The sequence below is a fragment of the Kribbella sp. NPDC023855 genome (assembly GCF_040639475.1).
In the GTDB taxonomy this organism is placed as follows: domain Bacteria; phylum Actinomycetota; class Actinomycetes; order Propionibacteriales; family Kribbellaceae; genus Kribbella.
Map to the genome: position 1 here is coordinate 780045 of NZ_JBFAAA010000004.1, position 21204 is coordinate 801248.

The following is a 21204-nucleotide window of genomic DNA, read 5'->3' on the forward strand; positions in this document are numbered from 1 at the left end:
ATCCTGGTGTCTTCGCGTGTCAGGTGCCGGCTGCGCGGCCGTCTCCTGTCCGTGACGAACTGACCCAGCCTGTACTGCGGGCGGCCGCGTTCTGAGCCGCCGCCGGAGGGCTGGCACTTGGCCTGACCACAGGCCGCTTCGTCCGCGAATCGCGCTGTCCCGATCCGGATCATCCGAAAGGCCATCGGCCATGCGCAAAAACCTCGACCACCGTCAACACCTGTCCGGCCTGCGCAACGTCGGCATTCTCGCCCATGTCGATGCAGGGAAGACCACTGTCACCGAACGGATCCTGTATCTGACCGGCACCACGCACAAGCGGGGTGAGGTCCACGACGGCACGACCGTCACCGACTTCGACTCGCAGGAACGCGATCGCGGGATCACGATCTTCGCCGCCGCCGTCAGTTGCGACTGGGACGGGCATTCGATCAACCTGATCGACACCCCGGGCCACGTCGACTTCTCCGACGAGGTGGAGCGCTCCCTGCGAGTGCTCGACGGTGCCGTCGCGCTGTTCGACGCTGTCGCGGGAGTCGAACCGCAGAGCGAGTCAGTATGGCGCCAGGCGGACCGGCACGGCGTACCGCGGATCGCGTTCGTCAACAAGATGGACCGCGCCGGGGCCGACCGTGACGTGGCGGTGCAGTCGATCCGCGAGCGGCTGCACGTGACTCCGCTTGTAGTCCAATTGCCGATCGGAAAGGAGACCGAGTTCAGCGGAATGATCGACCTGCTGAGGATGCGGGCGTACGTATGGGTCGACGACACCTTTGCGGAGGGCCCGGTGCCCGAAGCCCTTCTGGAGCAGGCAAAGCGACGACGCCGGTTGCTCGAGGAAACGGTCGCCGAGCTCCACCCGGTCGCGCTGGACGAGTACTACGCGCGGTCAACGGTCTCCGCGGAGACGCTGGCTGCCGCACTGCGAGACGTGACTCGGTCCGGTACCGGCGTGGTGGTGCTGTGCGGATCGGCGTACCGAAACCGCGGGATCGAGCCGCTGCTGGACGCCGTCGTTGCCTATCTGCCGTCGCCACAGGAGGTCCCGGCAGTGCGCGGCATGGCGGACGGCGCCGTACAGGAGCGAGTGGCCGACCCGGCAGCGCCGTTCGCGGCGCTCGTGTTCAAGGTCAACTCGACCGCCACCGGGCGGCTGACGTACCTGCGGGTGTATTCGGGAACGATTCGGAAGGGAGAAACGGTGATGGACGCGGGCGTGGGACGCACCGAGCGGATCAGCCGGATCCTGCGGGTGCAGGCCGACGAGCACGCGGAGGTCCAGCAGGCGGTCGCCGGCGACATCGCGGTCATCGGGCCGAAGTACGCACGCAGCGGCGCCACCCTCTGTACGCCGGCAGCGCCGTTGGTTCTCGAACCGCCGGCCGTGGCTGACCCAGTCGTGTCCGTGGCAGTCGAGGCTCGCAGGAGCACCGACACCGACCGGCTCGCGTCGGCACTGACGCGACTGGTCGAGGAGGACCCTTCGCTGACGGTACGGACCGATCCCGAGACAGGTCAGACGCTGCTGTCGGGTATGGGTGAGCTGCACCTCGAGGTCGCGGTGGAGAAGGTACGTCGTACTCACGGGCTGGAGGTCGGGGTCGGTCGACCGCAAGTGACTTATCGCGAGACGGTCGCGCGCGGCGTGTCCGGGTTCGTGTATCGGCACGTCAAGCAGGACGGCGGGGCCGGTCAGTTCGCCCACATCACCCTCGACGTGGAACCACTGGAGGTCACTGATGAGGCGAGTGACTTCGCGTTCCGGTCGGTTGTTGTTGGTGGGCGGGTGCCGCAGGAGTATGTCCGCGCGGTCGAGGCTGGCTGCCGGGATGCTCTGGCCGAGGGACCGCTCGGCGGGCACCCGGTGACCGGCGTACGGGTCACGCTGACGGATGGAGCCACCCATCCCAAGGACTCCTCGGAGATGGCGTTCCGTACGGCCGGCCGGCTGGGGCTCCGGGAAGCGCTGCGTGCCAGTGCGATGGTCCTCCTGGAACCGGTCGCCGAGGTCACGGCAACGGTGCCTGAAGATGCTGTGGGCGGCGTACTCGGTGACCTGGCAGCACGACGCGGCCAGATCTCCGGTACGACGGCGCGGCCGGGGACGATGGTGATCGTCGCCACCGTCCCACTGGCCGAGTTGTTCGGTTATGCAACGCAGTTGCGGAGCCGTACGCAAGGCCGCGGGACCTTCACCACTCGCACTACCGGCTATGTCCCAGCACCAAGCGCAACCCCGTCCCGGTAGATCGAAAGGTGGCTCCATAGGCCCGCCCGCCTATGGAGCCCACAGCCTGGGGTTACGCGAGCTTGTCGAGGACGTGCTGGATGTGATCGAGAGAGCTCGCCGTGTCGGTTGAGGCTGAGCATTCGAGGCCGATGCGTCCTCGATAGCCGAGGTCGTGAAGGATGCGGAGTTCGTGCTCCCAGTCGACCGTTCCGGTCCCGGGTTCGTGCCGACCCGGTACGTCGGCGGTCTGGACATGGCCGACCAGGTCGATCCGGCCGGCGAGCACGGATTCGGGCCGCTCGTCCATGACGAGGGAGTGGTAGTGGTCGTAGAGCATGCGGACGGTGGGGGAGTCCACCTCTTCGACGATGTCGAGGCATTCGACCGTGGAGTCGAGGAAGGTTCCGACGTGGTCGACGCGGGAGTTGAGGTTCTCCAGCAGGAGCACAACGTCGGAGCCCTCGAGCAGGCGTGCGGCTTTTGTCAGGGCTGCGACGATTGCTGAGTGCTGTTCCGATCGAGGAACGTCGGCTCGGTGGTCTCCGGCGGTGATGACGAGAAAGGGGCAGTTCAGGAGTTGCGCCGTGGCTGCTGACTCGGTGACGGCGGCGAGAAAGGTGCTGTGTGTCGCCGGGTCGACCAGAACTCCCATCGGGTCGACGCACATCGTCTGCAACTTGATGCCGGTCTCTTGGAGCGCATCGCTGAGGGCGGCGACGTCCTTCCCGCGCCAGCTCCAGATCTCGACAGCCGGCAGACCCAGCGCGGCGGCAGCACGAAGCCGAGCGGCGACATTCGCGTCACCCTCGCCGTGCTCGGTGAAGAGCAGCTCGATGTTGGCTGACAGTTCGTACATCGGCGTTGTCCTCCTGGGGGCGCAGTCGTCGAGCTCAGTGATGCGCCAGCGTAATCGAGTACTCGACCCGACCTCGCCGGCCGAGGCTCGTACGGGTGTGGCAACGAGACTCAGCGAGAGCACGGTCGCCCCACCACAGACCTCTTCACTTGTTGACTTCCGAAGGGGCGGAAGATGACGATCATGGCTGCTGTCCGTGCGCGAGAGGACGTTTCTGGTGCGGAGTGTGTGGCGCTGGATGGTGCCGGCCGTGGCTGCCGGTGGGCTGATCACTTCGTGCTCGCCCGACAGTGGCGCGAGACCGGATCCGAGCGCCAGTACGCCGAGTGTCGTATCGCCGGGTTCCGCGCCCACCGCATCGCCGTCCTGCTCGCCGGCCCCGGCTCCGGTCAAGATCGACCTGCCTCCGAAGGGTGCGCCGGTCGACAAGCCGGCGCTGCGCAAGGAGCTGCTCGCGATGCTCGTACAAGATCAGGCGGTCCGGACCGGCAAGGCACCGCCAGGCGACAAACGTACGCCGGAGGAGCTTGAGGCAGCGTGGTCGGCGACAGACCTGGCCAACGGTCGGCGGATGACCAAGATCCTCGACGAGTACGGCTGGCCGGGCTGGAAGCTGGTGGGCAGCGATGGTGCACATGCAGCGTAAGTCTTGATCCAGCACGCGGACCTGGATCTTCCGTTGCAGGAACGTGGACTTCCGCTGATGAAGGACGCCGTCGCAGCCGACGACGCCGACCCCAGCGACCTCGCCTACCTGGTGGACCGGGTCCGGGTGGCCAAGAACGAACCTCAGGTCTACGGCACGCAGTGGGGCAAGAACGAGGCGGGCAAGCTCACGCCGCGAACCCCGATCGAGGACGAGACGATGGTCGACGTCCGCCGGGCGGCGGTGGGGCTCGGGACGATCGACGCCTATCTCAAGGAACTTGCCAAGGCCTTCGGCGAGCGGTAGCTGACTCCTCTGGAGAACGGCGCGGGCCGCGTCCGTTGGCGATGCGGTTGCCGGCGGCCAGGCCGATCAGTGCGATGGTTCCGCCCGCGATGCCGTCGACGAGGTAGTGGTTGGCGGTCAGCACGATGGCGGCGAGCATCAGGACCGGCATGACCACGCCGAAGAGGCGCGCTGCGGCGCTGCCGGCCAGGGACGCCCAGGCGATACCCATCAAGAGGTTCCAGCCGAAGTGGAGGCTGGGCACAGCGGCGTACTGGTTCACGAAGGCGGGCGGCTGGAGCACCCGGTACGCCGAACTGTTCTCGGTGACCGTGTCGACGAAGCCGAACTCCGGCAGGAAGCGCGGCGGCGCGACCGGGAAGGCGGCGAAGATGACCAGGCCGATCGCCCCGGAGACGAGAATCGCGTTGCGGAATCTCGCGTACTCGTCACGGTGCCGGAGCAGCAACCAGGCGAGCGTGATGACCACGACCGGCCAGTGGCCGTAGATGTAGATGGCGTTGAGGGTCTCGACGAGCCAGGAGTGGTCGGTGGTGGCGGCCTGGAGTTGTGGCTCGACGAAGATGCCGGCCCAGCGCTCCAAGCCGATCACGCGGTCCGCGTTGCCGAAGGCGATCGCGACCCGGCCGTCGATCAGGCCGCGGACCACGAAGTACAGGATCACGGCGCTGGTGATCAGCCCGGCCTCCCGGGCGATCACGATCCGGCGGGTGCGTGTCGCCACGCGGCGGGCGGTGTCACCGGTCGCCGGGTACCTCGTTTGTTCCGCCATTTCGCTTGCCCTCCCCGCTCAAGCTTTCCCCACCCCGTACCCATCGATGATGCGGCGATCGGCCCGGGGGCAGTCTCGCCACGCGGAGCTCGTCCGCACGACGGCGGCGACACCTCTAGACTGACGGCGTCCACAGCGACCCCCACTGTGGAACGCAGCCTCTCCTCTGAGAGGCCCGATGGAGATTTCCGCTATGCCCCACACCCCTCAAGTTTCTGCCTCCACGGCTGCCCGGCCGTCGTCGACCCGCCTCCGCGCGGTGCGCGCGTTCGCAGCCCGCCCGGCCGTCCGGATCGGCGCCCTGCTCGCCGCCGTCGGCATCTCGGTCTGGAACGTCGACCGGATTCCGGACCTCAGCCTGCTGCCCGCCGTAGTCGGCCTGCTGCCGTTCGTGATCGGCAAGTACGTCGGTTGCCCGTTGCGCTGGCATGCGCTTTCCGCCAGCGGCCGGACCCGGCGGTGGCACCTTCGCGCGTACGCCGAGAGCGAGATCCTCGGCCTCATGTCGCCCTGGCACGCGGGTGCCGATCTCTGGCGGATCCACCGCCTCGAGACTGTCGGGGTACGCCGGACGCCTGCTGTCGCGGAGGTCGCGCTCGACCGGTTCGTCGGAGCGGTCGGCCTGGTCGTCGCCGTACTGCTGACGGGTGTGGCGATGCCCCCGATGGTGGCGGCGGTGGCGCTGGGAGGGGCGGCCGTTGTGGTGGGCGCCGCTGTCGTGGTCGGCCGGCGCAAGCCCGAGCTGCTGGACCGTTGGCCGCGGCCGACACCGAAGGTGTTCGCACTCGGCGTACTGCTGTCCATCGGTTACCAAATCACCATCGTCGGCTTCCTGGTCGGCGCGATCCACGCGGTCGGCGACTCGGTGTCCACGCTGCAGCTTCTCGCCGTCTTCGGCGCGAGCCAGATCGCCGGCGCTCTGCCGGGCATCCACGGCGCGAGCCCTCGGGAGGGTGCGCTGGTGGCAGGTCTTGCCGCGATCGGCGTGTCCTGGAGCGCGGCGCTGGGAGCGGTTGCCCTGACAGCACTGCTCACCTGGGTCCCCGCACTGCTTGCCGGTGGGACTTCTTTGGTACTGCGCTGGCGGGGCGGCCGGGCCGTCGGTGCTGCAGCATGATCTCGATCGCCCACCGGGCCGGGAATGACCTACGACTGCTCCGTTCGGCGCTGTCCAATGGCGTGGACCTCGTCGAGGCAGACATCCACCTGTTCCGTGGCCGACTGGAGGTCCGCCACCACAAGGCGATCGGCCGCTGGCTCCTGTGGGACGCCGGCCGCCTGAGTCGGCGATCCGCCACCGTAGTACCGCAGCTGTCTCACCTGATCGACGCGCTAGACGGCGACCACCGCTTGATGCTGGACCTCAAGGGCCTCCACCCCTGGCTGGCCCGCCGCGTGGCCCGAACACTGCACGAACTGGCCCCCGAAACCCCCTTCACCATCTGCACCCAACACTGGTGGATGCTGCGGACGTTCGAGCCGTATCCACACATCAAGGTCGTCTACTCGGCCGGCAGCAACCGGGGCCTGCGCCGTCTGCTTCGGCGGCTGGGGACGTCATCGGCGTACGGCGTTTCAGTGCACCGACGGTTACTCACATCGGCAACAGTGGCGCATCTGCGCGAGGCCACCGAGGTCGTGATGACCTGGCCAGTTGACACGACGGACTGCCTGACCCATGCGCGCCACCTAGGCGTCGGCGGCGTCATCAGCAAGAACACAACGGTCCTCGAAAGCCTCAGCTAGCGTCCGATCAGTCTGCTGAACCAGTTGCCACCTTTGCGTTCAGCCTTGGGATGGCCAGGACACCACTGGTCGTCGGGAACCATCGCCTTGACCTGCCCCACATGCTGGCCACAGCCCGCCCACGTGGTCTTGGAACAGGTCTTGCAGATAACAGGCCGGCACATACACGTCCTCCTTCGATTCTCGGGCCTCCCAGCATCCTCTAGCCGAGCCCGTCGCGCCGCATCCGACTGACGATGACCGCGATGTCGGCCAGCGCGATGACTGCGAACACCGCGGCGGTCACCATCAGAACAACCGGAATCGCCAGGACCGCGAAACTAGCAGCTGCGCTGGCGCAGACGATGAACCCGAAGATCGCCAGGACCAGCCGCAACTTCAGCGCACTGCGTGGCTCCAGTGGATCGCCGATCGGTCCCCGGCTGCCGTGTGGACGCAGTGGCCCATCGTGCCGCCCGGCGCGCGCGTCGTCGTCCGGCCGGTTCGTCATGGGCCCGGCGTCAGACGCTGGAGCCGGCACCTGGATGCGATGGAAAGTAACAACATCTCGACCTCCCAACGAAACTTCACTTCGTTGCGTCAGCCGGTCCGCGAGGGTTCTGACCGGCCGGTACCCACAACCCCGCACACCGCAACCGCGGTCGGGTACCGGGCGGGTAAGGCCATCGCCTGTTCACGCCCTGGAGGTGAATGATGAAATCCGTGGGGACCGATCGTAGTACTGAGCGTGACCGGCTGGTCCGGTCGATGGCAGCGCGCGGCGTGACCGATCGCCGGGTGCTGGCCGCGATGAACCAGATCCGGCGCGAGGCTTTCGTCCCGGCCCGCCTGGCCAAGTCCGCCTACCGCGATGTCGCCTTGCCGATCGAGGCGGGACAGTCCATCTCCCAGCCGTACGTCGTTGCGCTGATGACGCAGGCGCTGGAGCTGAACCGGCCGGATCGGGTCCTGGAAGTCGGCACCGGGTCCGGCTATGCGGCGGCCATCCTGTCCCAGGTCGCGGGCGAGGTGTTCACCGTCGAGCGGCACGCTCAGCTGGCTGCCACGGCACGTGAGCGGCTCGCGTCGCATGGCATCCGCAACGTGATGGTGAAGCATGGCGACGGACGCCTCGGCTGGCCTGAGTATGCGCCGTACGACGCGATCGTGGTGACCGCTGCGGCGGAAGCCGTGCCGGCGAGCCTTCGTGTGCAGCTGGCGATCGGTGGCCGCTTGGTCATGCCGGTTGGTGCACATGACGCCATCCATGAGCTGGTGCGGATTCGCCGTACCGGCGCCGACGACTACGAAGAGGAAACCCTCGAACAGGTCAGATTCGTCCCACTGCTGTGACGGCGCACCGGAGGAGGGTCACGGCGGCAGCCAGGCCTTCCCGCGGCCCTGGCTGCTGGCTGCGTCCGTTCGTTGTTACATGTTCTCGCCGGGTAGTTTGCTGGCCTGGTTGATCCAGGAGCGGAGCTGGCTCTCGTCCAGCTCGTCGCCTTCGTGAATGTCGAGATAGCGCATCTCGGCGTGCTTGGACTCCTTCGGCGGCACGGGATCGAGCGAAGTCCCTTTGAGGAACTGCAGTTGCACATAGTTCGTGTAGCAACGAAACGACAGGAACCAGCCGTCGCCCTCGTTGCCGTAGAACGGCTGGTTCCATTTCACCGCCTTGTGTACGTCGGGAACCGTGCGCACGATCAGGTCGTCGAGCCATCTCCCGATGTCTCGTTTCCAATCGGGCATGGCGCGGATGTAGTCCTGCACCGGGCCATCGCCCTCACCCTTGGGGATTTGCGGATTACCACCGGAGAGCAGCTTCGGCCCGCCATTCTTCCTCCGATCGGTCATCTGATCCCGCCTCCTCTGGATGCTTCACCCAACCTGGCCAAGACGCCGATGCAAACAATCGTAGAGGCCACCAGTAGTCGGCAGTTCGACCGAACTTGTGCCAGCTGGAGCAATGCACATGGCGAGATGGGTCAGGTGAGGCGCATGAGGTCGTGTAACCAGTGGTCGAGGCGTTCCAACTCTGTCGGCGACCCGAACATGGGCTCCCTTCCCGGTGGCGGGAGGAACCCGACCGCGTCCATCACCAACCAGTACTTCTCCATCCGCCGCCCGGTCAGCGCCGCGTAGCGCTCCAGGAAGGTCCAGGCCGGTTCGGGTCCGAAGGCCAGGGCAAGATTCGTCGCCGCATGCCCGGCATCCAGCCAGGCAGGTCCCGTGGAGGTCTCCACCCAGTCGACAACCCCGGTGATTTCGCCGCCGCTCCACAGGAGATTCCGGTGACTGTAGTCCCGGTGCAGGAACATCGGTTGGTACGACGGCGGCTCTTCCGCGAGTACGTCGAACGCGCGTTGCCACGAACCAGCGTGCTTCGTCCAGGCGGGCAAGATCCTCTTCGCTTCCCACGCCCACGATTGGTAGGAGCGGAAGGGTTTCGCCGGCTTGACCTCGTGGATGACGGCCAGGAGCTCTGCCATCGCAGTCACGTCGACGTCGTCGAACCTCGTTGCGGGATGGCCTGGCAGGCGCGACATCAGATGGGCAGCGACCCCTGTATGCCGACCTTCCGCGTCCAACCCCAAGCTCGTGGGAGCCGGCACGGGCGTGTCTTCCAGCGCCTGCAGGGCGGACGCTTCTCGCTCGGTGAGCGCCAACCCGTGTGCTTTCCAGGGTTCGTTGGTCATCAGCCGAAGGACGGACCGTCGCCCTGCTCCATCGGTCAGCGCGAGCATGGTGGAGGTCAGACCTCCCGAGAGCTCGGACACGTCGGTGATCCGCGCCCCCAGAACAACCTCGCTCCACGCCAGCCCGTCGCTACGCATGCACCGCAATCTAGCGGACCCGACCCGAGCCCCCAGGACTGTTTCTCACCGCGGTTTCCCCGGTGCGCGGATAACTCTGCGCCCTCTCGACGCATCAAATTGGTGTCCTGAGGGGCGGCCATTGGCTGCCGGGTCAGCGGGACGGCGGCCGATGAAGAGGTGGTGGGCTCGTCGCCTGCTAGCGTCCGCTTCATGACTGTCGATGAGACGACCGTTACCCTGCGCATCGTCGAAGGTGGGGGTTTGGATCAGTTGTTGTCGCTTCTCAAGGATCTTCGCCAGGACGACCAGGTGGGTGCGCGAGCCGAGCTCCAGCAAGGTGTTCCTCGGCAAGGTGAGCTCGGTGCGGTGCTGGACAGCATTACCGTCGTCGCCGGCAGCGGGGGAGCGTTGACGGCAGTGGTCGGCGCCGTCGCGGTCTGGTTGCGCACCAAAGGCGCGAAGGTGTCGGTGTCCGTGACCAAGGGCGATCGAAGCGTCCGGATCGACGGCGAACGCGTCAGTCGGCACGACCTGCACGACCTGCAGAAACTGACCGTCGCGCTCCTGCGCCAGCTCGACGAAGACCAGACGTGAGGCTGGCCGATCCGGCCGGGTCTCGGGTGATCCTGGTCGGCACCTCGGAGTACCAGGACGACAACCTGCCGGACATCGCGCCCGTTGCGAACAATGTCCGCGCGCTGGCCAGCATCTTCCGCGACCCGGAGTTCGGTGCGCTGGACGAGGCCAGCTGTCACACGCTGATCAACGCGAACCGTCATGAGGCGACTCTGCAGATCGCGCGATGGTGCCGCGAAGCCGACGACGTACTCGTTGTCTACTTCTCCGGCCACGGCCTGATTGGCAACAACGGTGAGCTGCTGCTCGCCTTCACCGACACCGACTACGGCCTGAGCGAGTTCAGCGCCCTTCCCGTCGAGCAACTCCGCCGGGCCTTGTTCGACAGCCCGGCGCGAACGAAGGTGCTCATCCTCGACTGCTGTTACTCCGGCCGCGCGATCCCCACCATGGCGGCCGCCGACGCGACCGTCCTCGGACAGGTCGAGGTCGCCGGCACCTACACACTCACGTCGGCGCCACGAGACCTTCAATCGCTGTACCGCGAGGGCGAGCGGTTCACCGTGTTCAGCGGAGCGCTGATCTCCGTACTCCGGAACGGCGTGAGCGGAGCGCCGGCCCTGTTGTCCGTGGACGTGATCTATCGCAACCTGTTGCGCCGGCTTCGGGCAGAGCAGTTGCCGGAGCCGCGCCAGCTGCACAGTGACACGGCCGGCGACCTCGCCCTGGTTCACAACGCAGCTTTCGACGCCAAGGAATCGCGAGCGCAGCTTCCCCAGCCGGCCACCGCTAAAGCGGGAGACATCTTCCGGGAGCTGGACGATCTGGTGAGCCTGGCGAGCAAGGACACCGAGCGCCAGGCGTTGGTCAACGCCAGTCGGGACAGCAAGTGGCCGCTGCTCGCCCGACTGCGGATGACCTACGAGTTGGCCCGGCTGGGCGACCTTCCCAGCGCCGTCACCTCGCTCAGCGCCCTTGGCAAGATCACCCAGCCAGCCGATGCCCTGAAGGCGCTCGTGGAGTTCGGCGGGCTCATGACCAGCAACAGACTCTGGTCATCGGCGTACCTGGACTCCTGGGACGTCAGCAATCTCGACGACGACCCAGTTGCTCTGTGGGGTCTGCTGATGGCCATGTGGCTGCGCACCAGCGGGTTGCCGTTCAAAGTCCGGATGGAGGCCGCGACGGACCTTGTCCGGTACGGCAAACGGCGGGAGGCCGGGGAGATCCTGCGGGGCATGGCAAGACAGCAAGGTCTGCTGAAAGTCGAGCGGGAGATGCTCAGCACCCGGATCAAGTCCGTCTGACCGGTCCCGGAGGCTTCTCGAGGAGTCCGGGCAGCAGCCGGTACGTCGGATCTGTCGCCGCCAGGTCCCGCAGCATCGCATCGGTCGACGCCAACGATCCGTAACGGCTGAACCGGGCCGCCACCCTCCGGATGCCGACGATGCTGGACACGGCCCTGAACGCAAGCAGAACGGGCAGCACAGCCAGGACCTGCCTGACCCACAAGGGGAGCGGGGCGGCCTGAATGCCGATGGCCATCGGAGTGAGCAGGGCTGTGGTCACCGTTCCCGCGAGGAGATGGGTGCTCACGGCATCGAATGTCCGCGACCTCTGATCGAGGAAGGCCGCACCGAACAGCGGACGACGCCACATCTGGATGCTGAGTACGCCGAACAGGGCGGCCCACACGACCGACATCGCCACGATCGTCTTCGTCACGACCACCGCCCAGCCGTGCTGCGGTCCGAGCAGCAAGGTCAACCCGATCAGGCCACCGATGACCGACCAGTTCGCCCTGCGCCAGAAGGACACCGCGGCATCCTGTAACTCGCCCGGACGCCGGCGAAACACCAACTCGACTGCCGATCGAACCGCGAAGCAGGCCAGCGCTGCGGATCCGTACACACAGTAGAGGCGAGCGTCACCGTGCTGGCTGAACGCCCACGCCGCGGCGGCGACAGCTCCCGGCAGCGTAACGACAAGCAACGCCCGGGGATGCCGGTTGAGAGCGAGCACCAGACCGGCGAAGCCGCCGATGAGGATGTCGCTGAGCGAGATCTCCATTACTCCTCCATCGGGAATGCCGGCAACAGCCGATACACCGGGTCGTCCAGGGCCGGCGGAACAAGGTTCGTCGACATCGCCCGCCGCATCAGCTCCCGTCGCGTCGAGTCGTAGCCCACCACCCTCGCCCGCATCCGCAACTGCAGTTGGGTCGCCATCACCAGGCAGAGCATTGCCGCGATCAGCAGTGCCGCTCTCAGCCCGGCCGGAATTGCGACCGGGCTCAGCGCCACGGCGAGTATCTCGAGCGCCAGCAGAGGAGCGGCCACACTCAGCGCCACGTCACGACCGAACGCCTGCCGCGTCGGCGACGGCTCCGCGCAGGCAAGAGCGAACGCCCGGTGACGACGTACCAGCAAGCAGGCGTTGACGACCTGTATCCCACCGGACAGTGCCAACGCGGAGATCGTCATGACGATCCAGACCAGCCACGAAGGCACGGCCAGGAAGGTCACGACAGCCTGACCGGGTACTGCGACGAGGAGCCCGGCGAGCACCCAGTTCCACCACTTCAGGAACAGCGGAACCTGCCGCGCCGTATTGAGCAGCAGGATTGTCTCGCCCAGCTTCATCAAAGCCACTACCGCTGCCATGGCCGCCGCGGTGAACAGGGCGAACTCATGAAAGTCACTGAACCGGAAGATCAGCGCGAGCAGCGTCAGTACGACGGCGCCGACCCCGGCAGTCATGACGGTCAGGATCGGGTCGAACCGCTGACTTCGAACGATCGGGAACGCACTGGCGAGTGCCACCAGGCCGAGGTGATCGACCGTGCCCTCCGGTAACCAGGCAACGACCGACTGGAGAACCAAGCCTGCCGTGCTGACGGCGAGAAAACCCCAACCGATACGAGCGGTCGGGCGTCCCGGCGTACCGAGAGACAACAGCAGGATGACTATGCAGCCCGCCACGACATCGGCGACCCCCGAAGCCGCACCCACACCCTGAAAATCCACACCCCGAACTCTAAGTGCCCGCACCGACACACTCGCCCTGCTCGGCAATTTCCGCGGGGCTGACCAGCCGGATCGCGACGAGCCGAAAACAAACTTGTGCAAGGCGACTGGGCGCCGATTCGGGGGGTACCGCCTCGATACACACCCGACGCACAGGTAAGGAAAACAGTGATGATCACCAGGGATCAGGTCCAAGAGCTAATCGGTCGGGACGCCTACGGCAGCGATGGCGACAAGATCGGCCGGATCGGCCAGGTCTTCCTCGACGACCAGACCGGAGAGCCGGAGTTCGCGACGGTGAACACCGGCCTGTTCGGCATGAGCGAGAGCTTCGTTCCGCTGGCCGAGGCGAGTGTGACCGGTGACGGATTGGCGGTGCCGTTCGGCAAGGATCGCGTCAAGGACGCGCCGAACGTCAGCACCGACGAAGGGCACCTGTCGGAGGCCGACGAACAGAGGCTGTACGAGTACTACGGCCTCGGCTACGACCAGCCCGTGGGGCGTCACCGCGACGACGGTGATGTCGGTGGCACGGTGGGGCACGACACTTCCGGCCCGACGACCGACGACGCGATGACCCGCTCGGAGGAGCGACTCGACGTCGGTACCAGGAGCGAGGAAGCCGGCCGGGTCCGGCTGCGCAAGTACGTCGAGACCGAGCAGGTCCAGACCACGGTGCCCGTTCGGCGCGAGCGCGCGGTCCTCGAGCGCGAACCGATCACCGACGAGAACATCGACGCCGCGACGTCGGGGCCGGAGATCTCCGAGGAGGAGCACGAGGTCGTTCTGCACGAGGAGAAGCCGGTCGTCGGTACCCACGTCGAGCCGGTCGAGCGAGTCCGTCTCGGCAAGGAACAACGCACCGACCAGGAAACCGTCGGCGGTGAGATCCGCAAGGAACGCATCGAAACCGAGGGCGACGTCGACAACCGGTAGCGATCGGCAAGGTCTCAACGGCGCATCGAGCACGGTGGCGCTGATCAGTTGGCCGTGACGACTACTTTCCCGAAGGGGCCGCGTTCGAGGCGGGCGAGCGCGGCCGGGAGATCGGACAGGCCGTACTCGGCTGCTATCGCAGGCTTGAGCCCGAGGTGATCGACCGCGCGGACAAGGTCCTCCAGCGCTCGCCGATGCCCCACCTGGAGGCCGTCGATGCGCAGCTTCTTACGGGCAAGGTGGGCAACCTGTCCGGAGATCTCGTAGCCCTGCAGGATCCCGATGAGGGAGATGTGACCGCCAACCGCCGCTGCCTCGACCGAGCGGGACAGGTGGTGGCCGCTTCCAACCCCGCCGGACAGCCAGTTCAAATGGTCCACGTTGACAATCACGTCTGGATTGCGTCCAGCCGTCGTTGACGCGCGTCGGATTGAGAACAGAGCGAATGGAAATCAGCTGAGGCTGCACCCGGGCGGCCACGGACCCGGATGGGCAGTCATTGCCCCGAGCGGCATCCTCTTCATACTCACGCTAACGGTGATACTGCTCCTTCTGCGCAGAACCCACCACAGCACCCCGGAAGAGGCGGTTCAGGCCCGGGGTGACGTGACCGCTCATTGATAGCCGCTGTGCGGCGACGCTGGGGACCAATGGCCCTATCCGATCGGTTGCGGTCAGCGCAAGCTGGCGGTTGGGAGCTTTCGCCATGCCAGCATTCGCACCGCCGCTGGAGGTAACGATGAACGGCTGGAGCTTGCTCGCTTCCCCCGGAGACCCCACAGACCCGGGGGATCTACCACGAGAACAAGGGGTTGGAGCCACACATTGTCACGGACCGCGCGAGATCTAGGCGCGAGGACCACTCAGCTTTACGGTGAACGCGATCCCGAGGGGGGCTCGCGGGATTAGGGGAAACCATGTCTCAGCAGTATCCGCAGGATCCGAACTTCCAGCCGCCCGGGCCAACCGCGCCGCAGCCGCAGAAACCGAACCATACGGCGCTGATTATCGGTCTGGTCGTCGGCGGCTCTCTTCTGTTCGGAGCAGGAGTCGCGGTCGGCGCAGCCCGCGGTGATCCGACGACCAAGAGCGCGGTCACCAGTTCCGCCACAAAGACCACGACTGCGCCGGCCACCACGGAGCCCGCGCCGGTGGAGACCACGACCGAGGCGCCACCAGTTCCGACCTATGCCGCTCCCGCGGCCAAGCACTTCAAGCTCACGGCCAAGATCCTCAGCAAGCAGTGTTTCGGGTCGGCAGGCTGCAACGTGACATACCGCATCCTCGTCACATACACAGGGCCGACGCTGGATCCGGCGGTTACCTACGACGTCCTCTACAGCGTGACCGGCGGCGAAGACGGGCCTGTTAGCAACACGCTGAAGGTCACAGGCGACGAGTCCAGCGTGGATGAGGAAGAGTCGCTCAGCACGAAGAACAAGACCGCCAAGCTGACGGTCGTGGTCTCAGACATTCTGGGCTGACCGAGGACGACTCCTCGGCAGAGGTCGGACAGGCGAGTCGAGCATCGCACCCGGCGAGGGTCGATTCGGTGCGAGAGCTCGGGCATCGCCGACTGTCTTCGTCCGTGAGGACCAATTGGCCGAGGACTGAACGAGTGGATCGCGGTTCTGTTCAGTCCCTCAGAATCGAGACTGCTGCAGTTCTAGTAGGGGCCTAGGGCAAGGAAGTGCCGGGCGCGGCTGGGGTTGTGATTTCGCAAGCGGGTCGCAGTGGCGGAGAAGGAGACTGCCGAGTTCGTGGTGATTGTCGCCGTCGAGGTGGACTTCACGACCGTTCGCCACAAGGCCGCGTGCGCCGTGGGCACCCACGCGACGTAGGAGCGGTAGTCGCGGAAGGGTGGGCGGGAGCGGCCCGGAGCGGGAGCGACGGAGGAGCGGACGCGGAGGGCCGCGTGGGCGGGACCGAGGCATTGAGCTGCCCTCTCGGCGATTGTCCAGGCCGGGTGGCTATTCAGGGACGGAGTCGGCTTTTACTGCGTTGCGGTTGCCGAGGGGGAGGGGGTCGCCTTTTGTTGTGTCCTTGGCTGTTTGTTGTTCGGCTTCTGCGTTGATCTCGGCTCCGAGCAGTACGGCGTACGCGGTCAGCCAGAGCCACAGCATCAAGATCACCACGGCGGCCAGGCTGCCGTAGGTCTTTGCGTAGTTGCCGAACGTCTCGACATAGACCGAGAAACCGATCGACGCGAGCAGCCAGACGACGGTGGCGACAACGGCTCCCGTCGACACCCACCGGAAGCGTGGCGCGTCCCGATCCGGCCCCAGTCGATAGATCACCGCGAGCGCCACCGTGATCAGCAGGATCGCCAGTACCAGCCGCGCGATCCCCAGACCGATCCGTAGCGGCGTCGCCAGGTCATCTCCGAATGCCGCGCCCACCGCGAACAGACCGACCGCGAGGAGGACGAAGACGATCGCTCCGAGCGTCATGCCGAGAGCGAGCAGCTTGCGTCGTACGAAGCCGCGCGTCTCCTCTTCGTCGTACGCGAGATCCACCGCGGTCAGCAGGTAGCCCACTCCGCCGGATGCACTCCACAGCGCGGCTGTCACGGCGATGGCCAGGCCGATTCCAAGGCCCTGCCGCGGCGCCGACGTCAGGGCGTCGAGCTGCTGAAGCAGCAGATCACGTCCGGACGCCGGCATCGCCGCGGTCAGGTCCTTTGCCTGGCTGCGGATCTGAGCCGGATCCGCGATCAGGCCATACGCCAGCACCGCGGCGACGATCGCAGGAAACAAGGAGAGAAAGCCGAAGAACGCGACTCCAGCGGCGAGCAGCGGGACCTGGTCAGCCTTGGCCTCTGCCCAGGCACGCCGCATCACCTGCCACCAGCCCGCCGCCGGAATCTGACTCGGCTTGTCCGCCTCGAGTCCCGGTACTTCGCGCCGTCGCGTGCTCATCAGTGCGAAGAGCCCGCCTGGCGAACATTGTCTGCCGAGCTCTGCGCCCCGTCGGCGACCTGCTGGGCAGCCGAACGGCCATCGTCAGCCACCTCGGAAGCCGCTTGAGAAGCGGTCTCCTTGACGCTGGCGACAGCTTCCTGCGCAGGTTGCTGGAGATCGTCCTTGATCTCCTGGGCCATCGCCGCGGCCTGCTCCTTCACGGGGCCGGCTGCCTTGTCCTTGGCATCCTGCGCCAGCTCGCGTTCTCGCGTCGAAGCCGGGAGAGCGGCGGCAACCATCCACCCGGCCGCGAAAGCGACCAGGCCGGCCGCCAACGGCGTACCGCGCGTGTGCTCTCGTGCCATGCTCGGCGCCGAAGTGACCGCCTCGCCGACCTTGCTGCCGGCGTCCTGCACCGACGATGCGGCCGAACCGGCCGTGTCACTGACCGAACCGGTCACCGAATCCGCCGTACCCATCACGCGCTCCTTCAGCCGATGTACTCCGCCGCGGGCCCGCTCGACCCGTCGTTCGACGACGCGACTCGGGCTGACCTTCTCCGCCAGGACGTCGACGTCGCGGCCGACCTTGCGCCGGCTCTGCTCGATGGTGCGCTTCAGCTCTTCCGGGTCTTCAGCCATTTCGCGTCCTCCTTGAGTGATTCGACGGTCTGGTCGGGTTTCGGGCTGACCTCTCGGAGCTCCTTGCGTCCCCTCGTCGCCAGTACTGCGGCAGCGATCGCCCAGAGGACTGTCACGATCAAGGCAGCCCAGACGAGGTCCATCGCCTCGCCCAGGGCCCACATGATCGTCAGGGACAGAAACAGCGCGACCATCCAGCCGGCCAGCGCCGCTCCGCCGAGCATGCCCGCACCCTTTCCTGCCTTCTTCGCCTCGGCCTGAAGCTCGGCCTTGGCCAGCGCCAACTCCTGGCGAGTGAGGTCACCGAGGTCGGTGGTCAGCTGAGAAACCAGCTCGCCCACCGACTCGTCCACCGACACCCGCTGCGTACCTGCGGTGGCGGAGGTTGATCCCTCGAAGCTCATGTCACTGCGCCTGTCCGGGACCGAACCGAGGCGTCACGGGCGCACCCGGATCCGGATTCGGCGCCACCGGTGTCGGCATCGGCGGCGGGGTGGTTTCACCGATCGGCGGGGTGCCCAGCGGCGACGGGCTGATCGCCGGCGGCGGGACCAGATAGTCGTCGGCGGGCGCATCGCTGACCACGCGGCCCGGCGTACCGAGACCATCCGAAGAGGGCGAACTGCCTGCCGTACTTGACGATTCCGTGCCGCCTGAGGTCAGAGCACGCGTCAACCGACCGGCAACCACACCCGCGACCGCGGCCGCGAGCAGGAACGTTCCTGGCTTGCGACGCGCATAGCTGCGAACCTCGTCCAGCAACTCGCCAGGCTCATGCTTCTGCAGAAAGTCCGCGGCCTGGCTCGAGAAGTCGGCACCATGGGTGGCCAACTGGGCGCCGAGTCCGGACTGACCGTGCTCGGCCATCCCGCGCAGTTCGTCGCCGATGGCCCGCAGCCTCTCGGTGGCACGGTCCTTCTGCTGGCTGGCCTGTCCGACCAACTCATCGCGCGTCTGCCCGACCAGCCGCCGAGTCTGCTCGCGCGCATCCGTCGTCACGTCGGAGGCCTTCTCCTTGACCGATTCCGCGACCTGCCGTGCGGCATCGACCGAGGTGTCCTTCAGCTGTCCTGCTTCGTCCCGAGCTGTTCCGGCAACGCCTTCGGCCGGCGGACCGGCGACGTTGGCTTGGTGGTTCGTCATGCAACGACTCCCTTCAGGAGTAGCGAATGGACGTCACGAGGCACACGCCTGACCCGCCGCGCGCTGGGCGGCCGACAGCTCGCAGGTTGATGCGCCTGGGGCAAGAGGCGGTGTTTTTCAGCCTCGCAACAGAGAGTGGGTCGAAAGTGGCACTTCTCGATACCACCGAAGATTCGAGCGGCCTGTACCCCGGACGAAACAAACCTGCGGAGCAGTACTCAGGTCGACGATCCCGAACTTATGCAATCGTCGTTTTCTGGTGATCAGCCCGGGTACCGACAGCCTAGAGAAGGAGCCGGCTGCGGCAGGTGTCCACTTCGACCTGAAAACACCTGGAGCAGCATGCGAATCGTCGTCACCGGTGCCAGCGGCAATGTGGGTACCGCGCTGGTCAGCCGGCTGCAAGCCGCCGGACAGCACGACATCGTCGCCATCGCGCGACGGGTCCCTGACTACGCCGCGATCGACGGGCCCCAGTGGGTCTCCATCGACCTGTCCGATCCCGGCTGCGGGCACCAGTTACGGCACGCGTTGCACGGCGCGGACGCGGTGGTGCATCTGGCCTGGGGATTCCAGCCATCCCACCAGGTCGGGTATCTCGAAGCCGTCGGCGTCGGCGGTACTCAGCGTGTTCTGGCAGCTAGTGCTGCCGCGGACGTCGGACACGTGGTGCACATGTCGTCAGTGGCCGCCTACTCGCCCAAACGCGACGCGGAACCCGTGGACGAGTCGTGGCCGGTCAACGGAGTGCCTACCTCGGCGTACAGCCGTCACAAAGTGGCAGCCGAACGACAGCTCGACTCCTTCGAGAAGACGTCGGCAGGTACAGCCGTGGCTCGCGTACGCCCCGGAATCATCGGCCAACGCTCTGCCGGTAGCGCGCTGCTCCGGTACGCCTTGCCCATCTTGCTACCAGCGAAAGCCATCGCCGCAGTACCGGTCCTTCCGATGCCGGCGGGTTTGACGATTCCGATGGTGCACGCCGACGACGTCGCCGACGCGATCGTGCGGATCCTGGAGCAGCAGGCCACTGGCGCGTACAACCTGGCCGCGGCAACACCAATCTCGGCGGCCGACATTGCCGAAACTCTCGGCGCCCGATGGATTCCAACCCCTGGCCGAGTACTGCGGGCGCTGCTGGCGGCAAGCTGGCAGGCTCGGCTGCAGCAGGTTGCACCGGGCTGGCTCGACTTGGGAGCCGCTGCCCCGGCGCTCGACAGCTCCCGGGCCAAGCACGAGCTCGGCTGGACGCCGAAGGCCTCTGCGCTAGAGGTCCTGCGCGAGACCGTCGAGGGAATGACGGAAGCCGTTGCGGGACCCACCGCGGCGTTGCGGCACCGCACCGTGCTCAGCGAGCTCTCCCAGCTTGTCAGCCACGGCCCGGTCAGCCACCGCCGACAACCATGAACCCTGCCACCACTGCAGGCTGGGCGCTCAGACACCTGACCGACCTGCCGGCCCATGGGATCTCGGTGGCGTTCGCAGCCTTGGCGACGCTGCGGCAGGCACCCGCGGTGCACCCGCGCAGGGTGAGCTTTTCCGCCCGGCTGTGCGTCGAACAGCAGACGCCGTTGATTCCCTCCGGGCAGTACCTGGCCACGGTGAACCTCTCCAAGGGCGCCGGCACTCCAGGCCGCCGGCCCGACATCCTCGGCGTAGCTCTACGATTCCACCTGCCGAGCTCGCCTGATCCTTGTGACGTCCTGTTCTCCAGTGCCGGTACCGGGCGTTGGACACGCTGGGTACCTCTTCCAGCCACCGACTGGGGCGGCGCCCGCTACGGAACGCTTGCCCCGTACGAGATTGCGGGCCGCTGGTGGTGGCTGATGCTGACACCGACCGGACCGCCCGTCGGCCACGCATCGCTACCCGACCTCGAGCACTCAGCGCCGGTCAGTTTCGCCGTTCACCTCAGCGGCGAGTCAGCCGCCTGGCAACAGATCGGCCGACTTGTACTGCGCGACCTCCTCACGAGCGCCAGTCCAGTCCTCGATCCAGTCCTGAACCACCCACCCGGCGCTGTCCCCGCACCAGCCTGGCTGCGCACCGTCCGCGAACTCGCCTACACCAGCAGCCGCCAAGGCCGCCGCGCCCAACCGCCGAACAACTAGCCGGCGGCTTGCTGGCGGCGGAGGGAGCCGGTGGTGTGGGTGCTCGGTTCGCGGCCCGGATCCGGTTCGGTGTTCGATCCGGCGCGCGGGCACGTCAGACGGCGCCGCGGCTGGAGGGCGCCGAGCACCTCATCGGGCAGGGCGCAACCCGGCCCGCCACCTCCGCGGCACCGGTCGGCCACGGAAACGTCAACTGAGCAGCTTTTCGAGCCTTGGCCGAAGGTCGCCCTCGTCTCCCTGGACATCGACCAGTTTGTCGCGGCTAGTCGCGCCACGCACCAGCGTCACGGCCGAGTTCCGTACGCCGAACGCGGCCGCGACCGCCTGCAGGACAGCCTTCGTTGCCTGCCCCTCCACCGCACGGGCCGCCACCGCAACCACCAGCGCCGGCCCGCCAGGCCCGTCGTACCGCCCGCCAACCGCGGTCCGAGACGCCCCCGGCCTGACCCGAACCAGAACTCTCATGCCCACATTCTCGCCTAACTCCAGCGCTTACTGTCGTAGTCCTGAAAGGGGCTCA

General features: G+C 66.9%; 24 protein-coding genes and 1 pseudogene. 12 read left to right on the plus strand and 13 right to left on the minus strand.

Going from position 1 to position 21204, the window contains the following annotated elements; genetic code table 11:
• Window positions 1-190: 190 nt before the first annotated feature.
• Window positions 191-2248: an elongation factor G gene (gene fusA, locus AB0F51_RS18905; RefSeq protein WP_360281476.1), complete on the plus strand. Its 2058-nt coding sequence runs from the start codon at window positions 191-193 to the stop codon at window positions 2246-2248.
• Between the two features lie 52 nt (window positions 2249-2300).
• On the opposite strand, the gene AB0F51_RS18910 is transcribed toward fusA, so the two are convergent.
• The gene (locus AB0F51_RS18910) at window positions 2301-3086 is read right to left on the minus strand and encodes a TIM barrel protein (protein ID WP_360281478.1); all 786 of its coding nucleotides are present in this window, start codon (window positions 3084-3086) and stop codon (window positions 2301-2303) included.
• A 238-nt stretch (window positions 3087-3324) separates the two neighbouring features.
• On the opposite strand from AB0F51_RS18910, the pseudogene AB0F51_RS18915 reads away from it, so the two are divergent.
• A pseudogene (locus AB0F51_RS18915) lies at window positions 3325-4038 on the plus strand (DUF6624 domain-containing protein).
• On the opposite strand, the gene AB0F51_RS18920 reads toward AB0F51_RS18915, so the two are convergent.
• Complete coding sequence (locus tag AB0F51_RS18920) at window positions 4004-4810, minus strand: phosphatase PAP2 family protein (protein WP_360281480.1); 807 nt, start codon at window positions 4808-4810, stop codon at window positions 4004-4006. The pseudogene AB0F51_RS18915 and the gene AB0F51_RS18920 sit on opposite strands and share 35 nt — an antisense overlap.
• A 193-nt stretch (window positions 4811-5003) precedes the next feature.
• On the opposite strand from AB0F51_RS18920, the gene AB0F51_RS18925 reads away from it, so the two are divergent.
• Together AB0F51_RS18925 and AB0F51_RS18930 are read left to right on the plus strand one after the other, a co-directional pair.
• A complete protein-coding gene (locus AB0F51_RS18925) occupies window positions 5004-5927 on the plus strand; it encodes a lysylphosphatidylglycerol synthase domain-containing protein (RefSeq protein ID WP_360281482.1) in 924 nt (307 codons plus the stop codon).
• Entirely contained in the window at window positions 5924-6556 is a 633-nt protein-coding gene (locus AB0F51_RS18930) for a hypothetical protein (protein WP_360281484.1), read from the plus strand. The genes AB0F51_RS18925 and AB0F51_RS18930 overlap by 4 nt, the downstream gene beginning before the upstream one ends.
• Window positions 6557-6758: 202 nt before the next feature.
• Here the strand turns inward: AB0F51_RS18930 and AB0F51_RS18935 are convergent, their stop codons facing one another.
• The gene (locus AB0F51_RS18935; RefSeq protein ID WP_360281486.1) at window positions 6759-7046 is read right to left on the minus strand and encodes a DUF6343 family protein; all 288 of its coding nucleotides are present in this window, start codon (window positions 7044-7046) and stop codon (window positions 6759-6761) included.
• Window positions 7047-7258: 212 nt separating this feature from the next.
• Between AB0F51_RS18935 and AB0F51_RS18940 the strand changes: the two genes are divergently transcribed.
• Window positions 7259-7888 (plus strand): protein-L-isoaspartate(D-aspartate) O-methyltransferase, encoded by a 630-nt coding sequence (locus AB0F51_RS18940; protein ID WP_360281488.1) that lies wholly within the window; start codon window positions 7259-7261, stop codon window positions 7886-7888.
• A gap of 75 nt (window positions 7889-7963) precedes the next feature.
• Here the strand turns inward: AB0F51_RS18940 and AB0F51_RS18945 are convergent, their stop codons facing one another.
• Entirely contained in the window at window positions 7964-8389 is a 426-nt protein-coding gene (locus AB0F51_RS18945; protein ID WP_360281490.1) for a DUF1801 domain-containing protein, read from the minus strand.
• A gap of 131 nt (window positions 8390-8520) precedes the next feature.
• The gene (locus AB0F51_RS18950; protein ID WP_360281492.1) at window positions 8521-9369 is read right to left on the minus strand and encodes an aminoglycoside phosphotransferase family protein; all 849 of its coding nucleotides are present in this window, start codon (window positions 9367-9369) and stop codon (window positions 8521-8523) included.
• A gap of 192 nt (window positions 9370-9561) precedes the next feature.
• Here AB0F51_RS18950 and AB0F51_RS18955 point away from each other — a divergent pair, with 192 nt between their 5' ends.
• A complete protein-coding gene (locus AB0F51_RS18955) occupies window positions 9562-9945 on the plus strand; it encodes a hypothetical protein (RefSeq protein WP_360281494.1) in 384 nt (127 codons plus the stop codon).
• A complete protein-coding gene (locus tag AB0F51_RS18960; protein WP_360281496.1) occupies window positions 9942-11234 on the plus strand; it encodes a caspase family protein in 1293 nt (430 codons plus the stop codon). The genes AB0F51_RS18955 and AB0F51_RS18960 overlap by 4 nt, the downstream gene beginning before the upstream one ends.
• Here the strand turns inward: AB0F51_RS18960 and AB0F51_RS18965 are convergent.
• Window positions 11221-11997 (minus strand): hypothetical protein, encoded by a 777-nt coding sequence (locus AB0F51_RS18965; RefSeq protein WP_360281498.1) that lies wholly within the window; start codon window positions 11995-11997, stop codon window positions 11221-11223. The genes AB0F51_RS18960 and AB0F51_RS18965 overlap by 14 nt on opposite strands.
• A complete protein-coding gene (locus AB0F51_RS18970) occupies window positions 11997-12953 on the minus strand; it encodes a hypothetical protein (protein WP_360281500.1) in 957 nt (318 codons plus the stop codon). Before AB0F51_RS18970 ends, AB0F51_RS18965 begins: the two co-directional genes overlap by 1 nt.
• Before the next feature lie 171 nt (window positions 12954-13124).
• Between AB0F51_RS18970 and AB0F51_RS18975 the strand changes: the two genes are divergently transcribed.
• Window positions 13125-13889: a PRC and DUF2382 domain-containing protein gene (locus tag AB0F51_RS18975; RefSeq protein ID WP_360281502.1), complete on the plus strand. Its 765-nt coding sequence runs from the start codon at window positions 13125-13127 to the stop codon at window positions 13887-13889.
• 44 nt (window positions 13890-13933) lie between these two features.
• Here AB0F51_RS18975 and AB0F51_RS18980 read toward each other — a convergent pair whose 3' ends face one another.
• The gene (locus AB0F51_RS18980; RefSeq protein WP_360281504.1) at window positions 13934-14281 is read right to left on the minus strand and encodes a zinc-binding dehydrogenase; all 348 of its coding nucleotides are present in this window, start codon (window positions 14279-14281) and stop codon (window positions 13934-13936) included.
• 525 nt (window positions 14282-14806) lie between these two features.
• On the opposite strand from AB0F51_RS18980, the gene AB0F51_RS18985 reads away from it, so the two are divergent.
• Complete coding sequence (locus AB0F51_RS18985; protein WP_360281506.1) at window positions 14807-15373, plus strand: hypothetical protein; 567 nt, start codon at window positions 14807-14809, stop codon at window positions 15371-15373.
• Window positions 15374-15859: 486 nt separating this feature from the next.
• Here AB0F51_RS18985 and AB0F51_RS18990 read toward each other — a convergent pair whose 3' ends face one another.
• From AB0F51_RS18990 to AB0F51_RS19005, 4 genes are read right to left on the minus strand one after another with little or no spacing between them, the layout of a single operon-like run.
• On the minus strand, window positions 15860-16807 hold the full coding sequence (locus AB0F51_RS18990; RefSeq protein WP_360281508.1) for a YihY/virulence factor BrkB family protein: 948 nt from the start codon (window positions 16805-16807) through the stop codon (window positions 15860-15862).
• Window positions 16807-17430 carry a DUF3618 domain-containing protein gene (locus tag AB0F51_RS18995; RefSeq protein ID WP_360281510.1) on the minus strand — a complete coding sequence of 208 codons (624 nt, stop codon included), beginning with the start codon at window positions 17428-17430 and terminating at the stop codon, window positions 16807-16809. The genes AB0F51_RS18990 and AB0F51_RS18995 overlap by 1 nt, the downstream gene beginning before the upstream one ends.
• Complete coding sequence (locus AB0F51_RS19000) at window positions 17406-17834, minus strand: phage holin family protein (protein WP_360281512.1); 429 nt, start codon at window positions 17832-17834, stop codon at window positions 17406-17408. Before AB0F51_RS19000 ends, AB0F51_RS18995 begins: the two co-directional genes overlap by 25 nt.
• A gap of 1 nt (window position 17835) precedes the next feature.
• Entirely contained in the window at window positions 17836-18573 is a 738-nt protein-coding gene (locus tag AB0F51_RS19005; protein ID WP_360281514.1) for a hypothetical protein, read from the minus strand.
• Window positions 18574-18915: 342 nt separating this feature from the next.
• Between AB0F51_RS19005 and AB0F51_RS19010 the strand changes: the two genes are divergently transcribed.
• The 3 genes from AB0F51_RS19010 to AB0F51_RS19020 are packed head-to-tail and all read left to right on the plus strand — an operon-like array spanning window position 18916 to window position 20881.
• A complete protein-coding gene (locus tag AB0F51_RS19010) occupies window positions 18916-19980 on the plus strand; it encodes an NAD-dependent epimerase/dehydratase family protein (RefSeq protein ID WP_360281516.1) in 1065 nt (354 codons plus the stop codon).
• On the plus strand, window positions 19977-20684 hold the full coding sequence (locus AB0F51_RS19015; RefSeq protein WP_360281518.1) for a hypothetical protein: 708 nt from the start codon (window positions 19977-19979) through the stop codon (window positions 20682-20684). The genes AB0F51_RS19010 and AB0F51_RS19015 overlap by 4 nt, the downstream gene beginning before the upstream one ends.
• A gap of 35 nt (window positions 20685-20719) precedes the next feature.
• On the plus strand, window positions 20720-20881 hold the full coding sequence (locus AB0F51_RS19020; protein ID WP_360281520.1) for a hypothetical protein: 162 nt from the start codon (window positions 20720-20722) through the stop codon (window positions 20879-20881).
• Here the strand turns inward: AB0F51_RS19020 and AB0F51_RS19025 are convergent.
• Window positions 20874-21149 (minus strand): DUF167 domain-containing protein, encoded by a 276-nt coding sequence (locus AB0F51_RS19025; protein ID WP_360281522.1) that lies wholly within the window; start codon window positions 21147-21149, stop codon window positions 20874-20876. The two genes, AB0F51_RS19020 and AB0F51_RS19025, sit on opposite strands and share 8 nt — an antisense overlap.
• Window positions 21150-21204 lie beyond the last annotated feature (55 nt).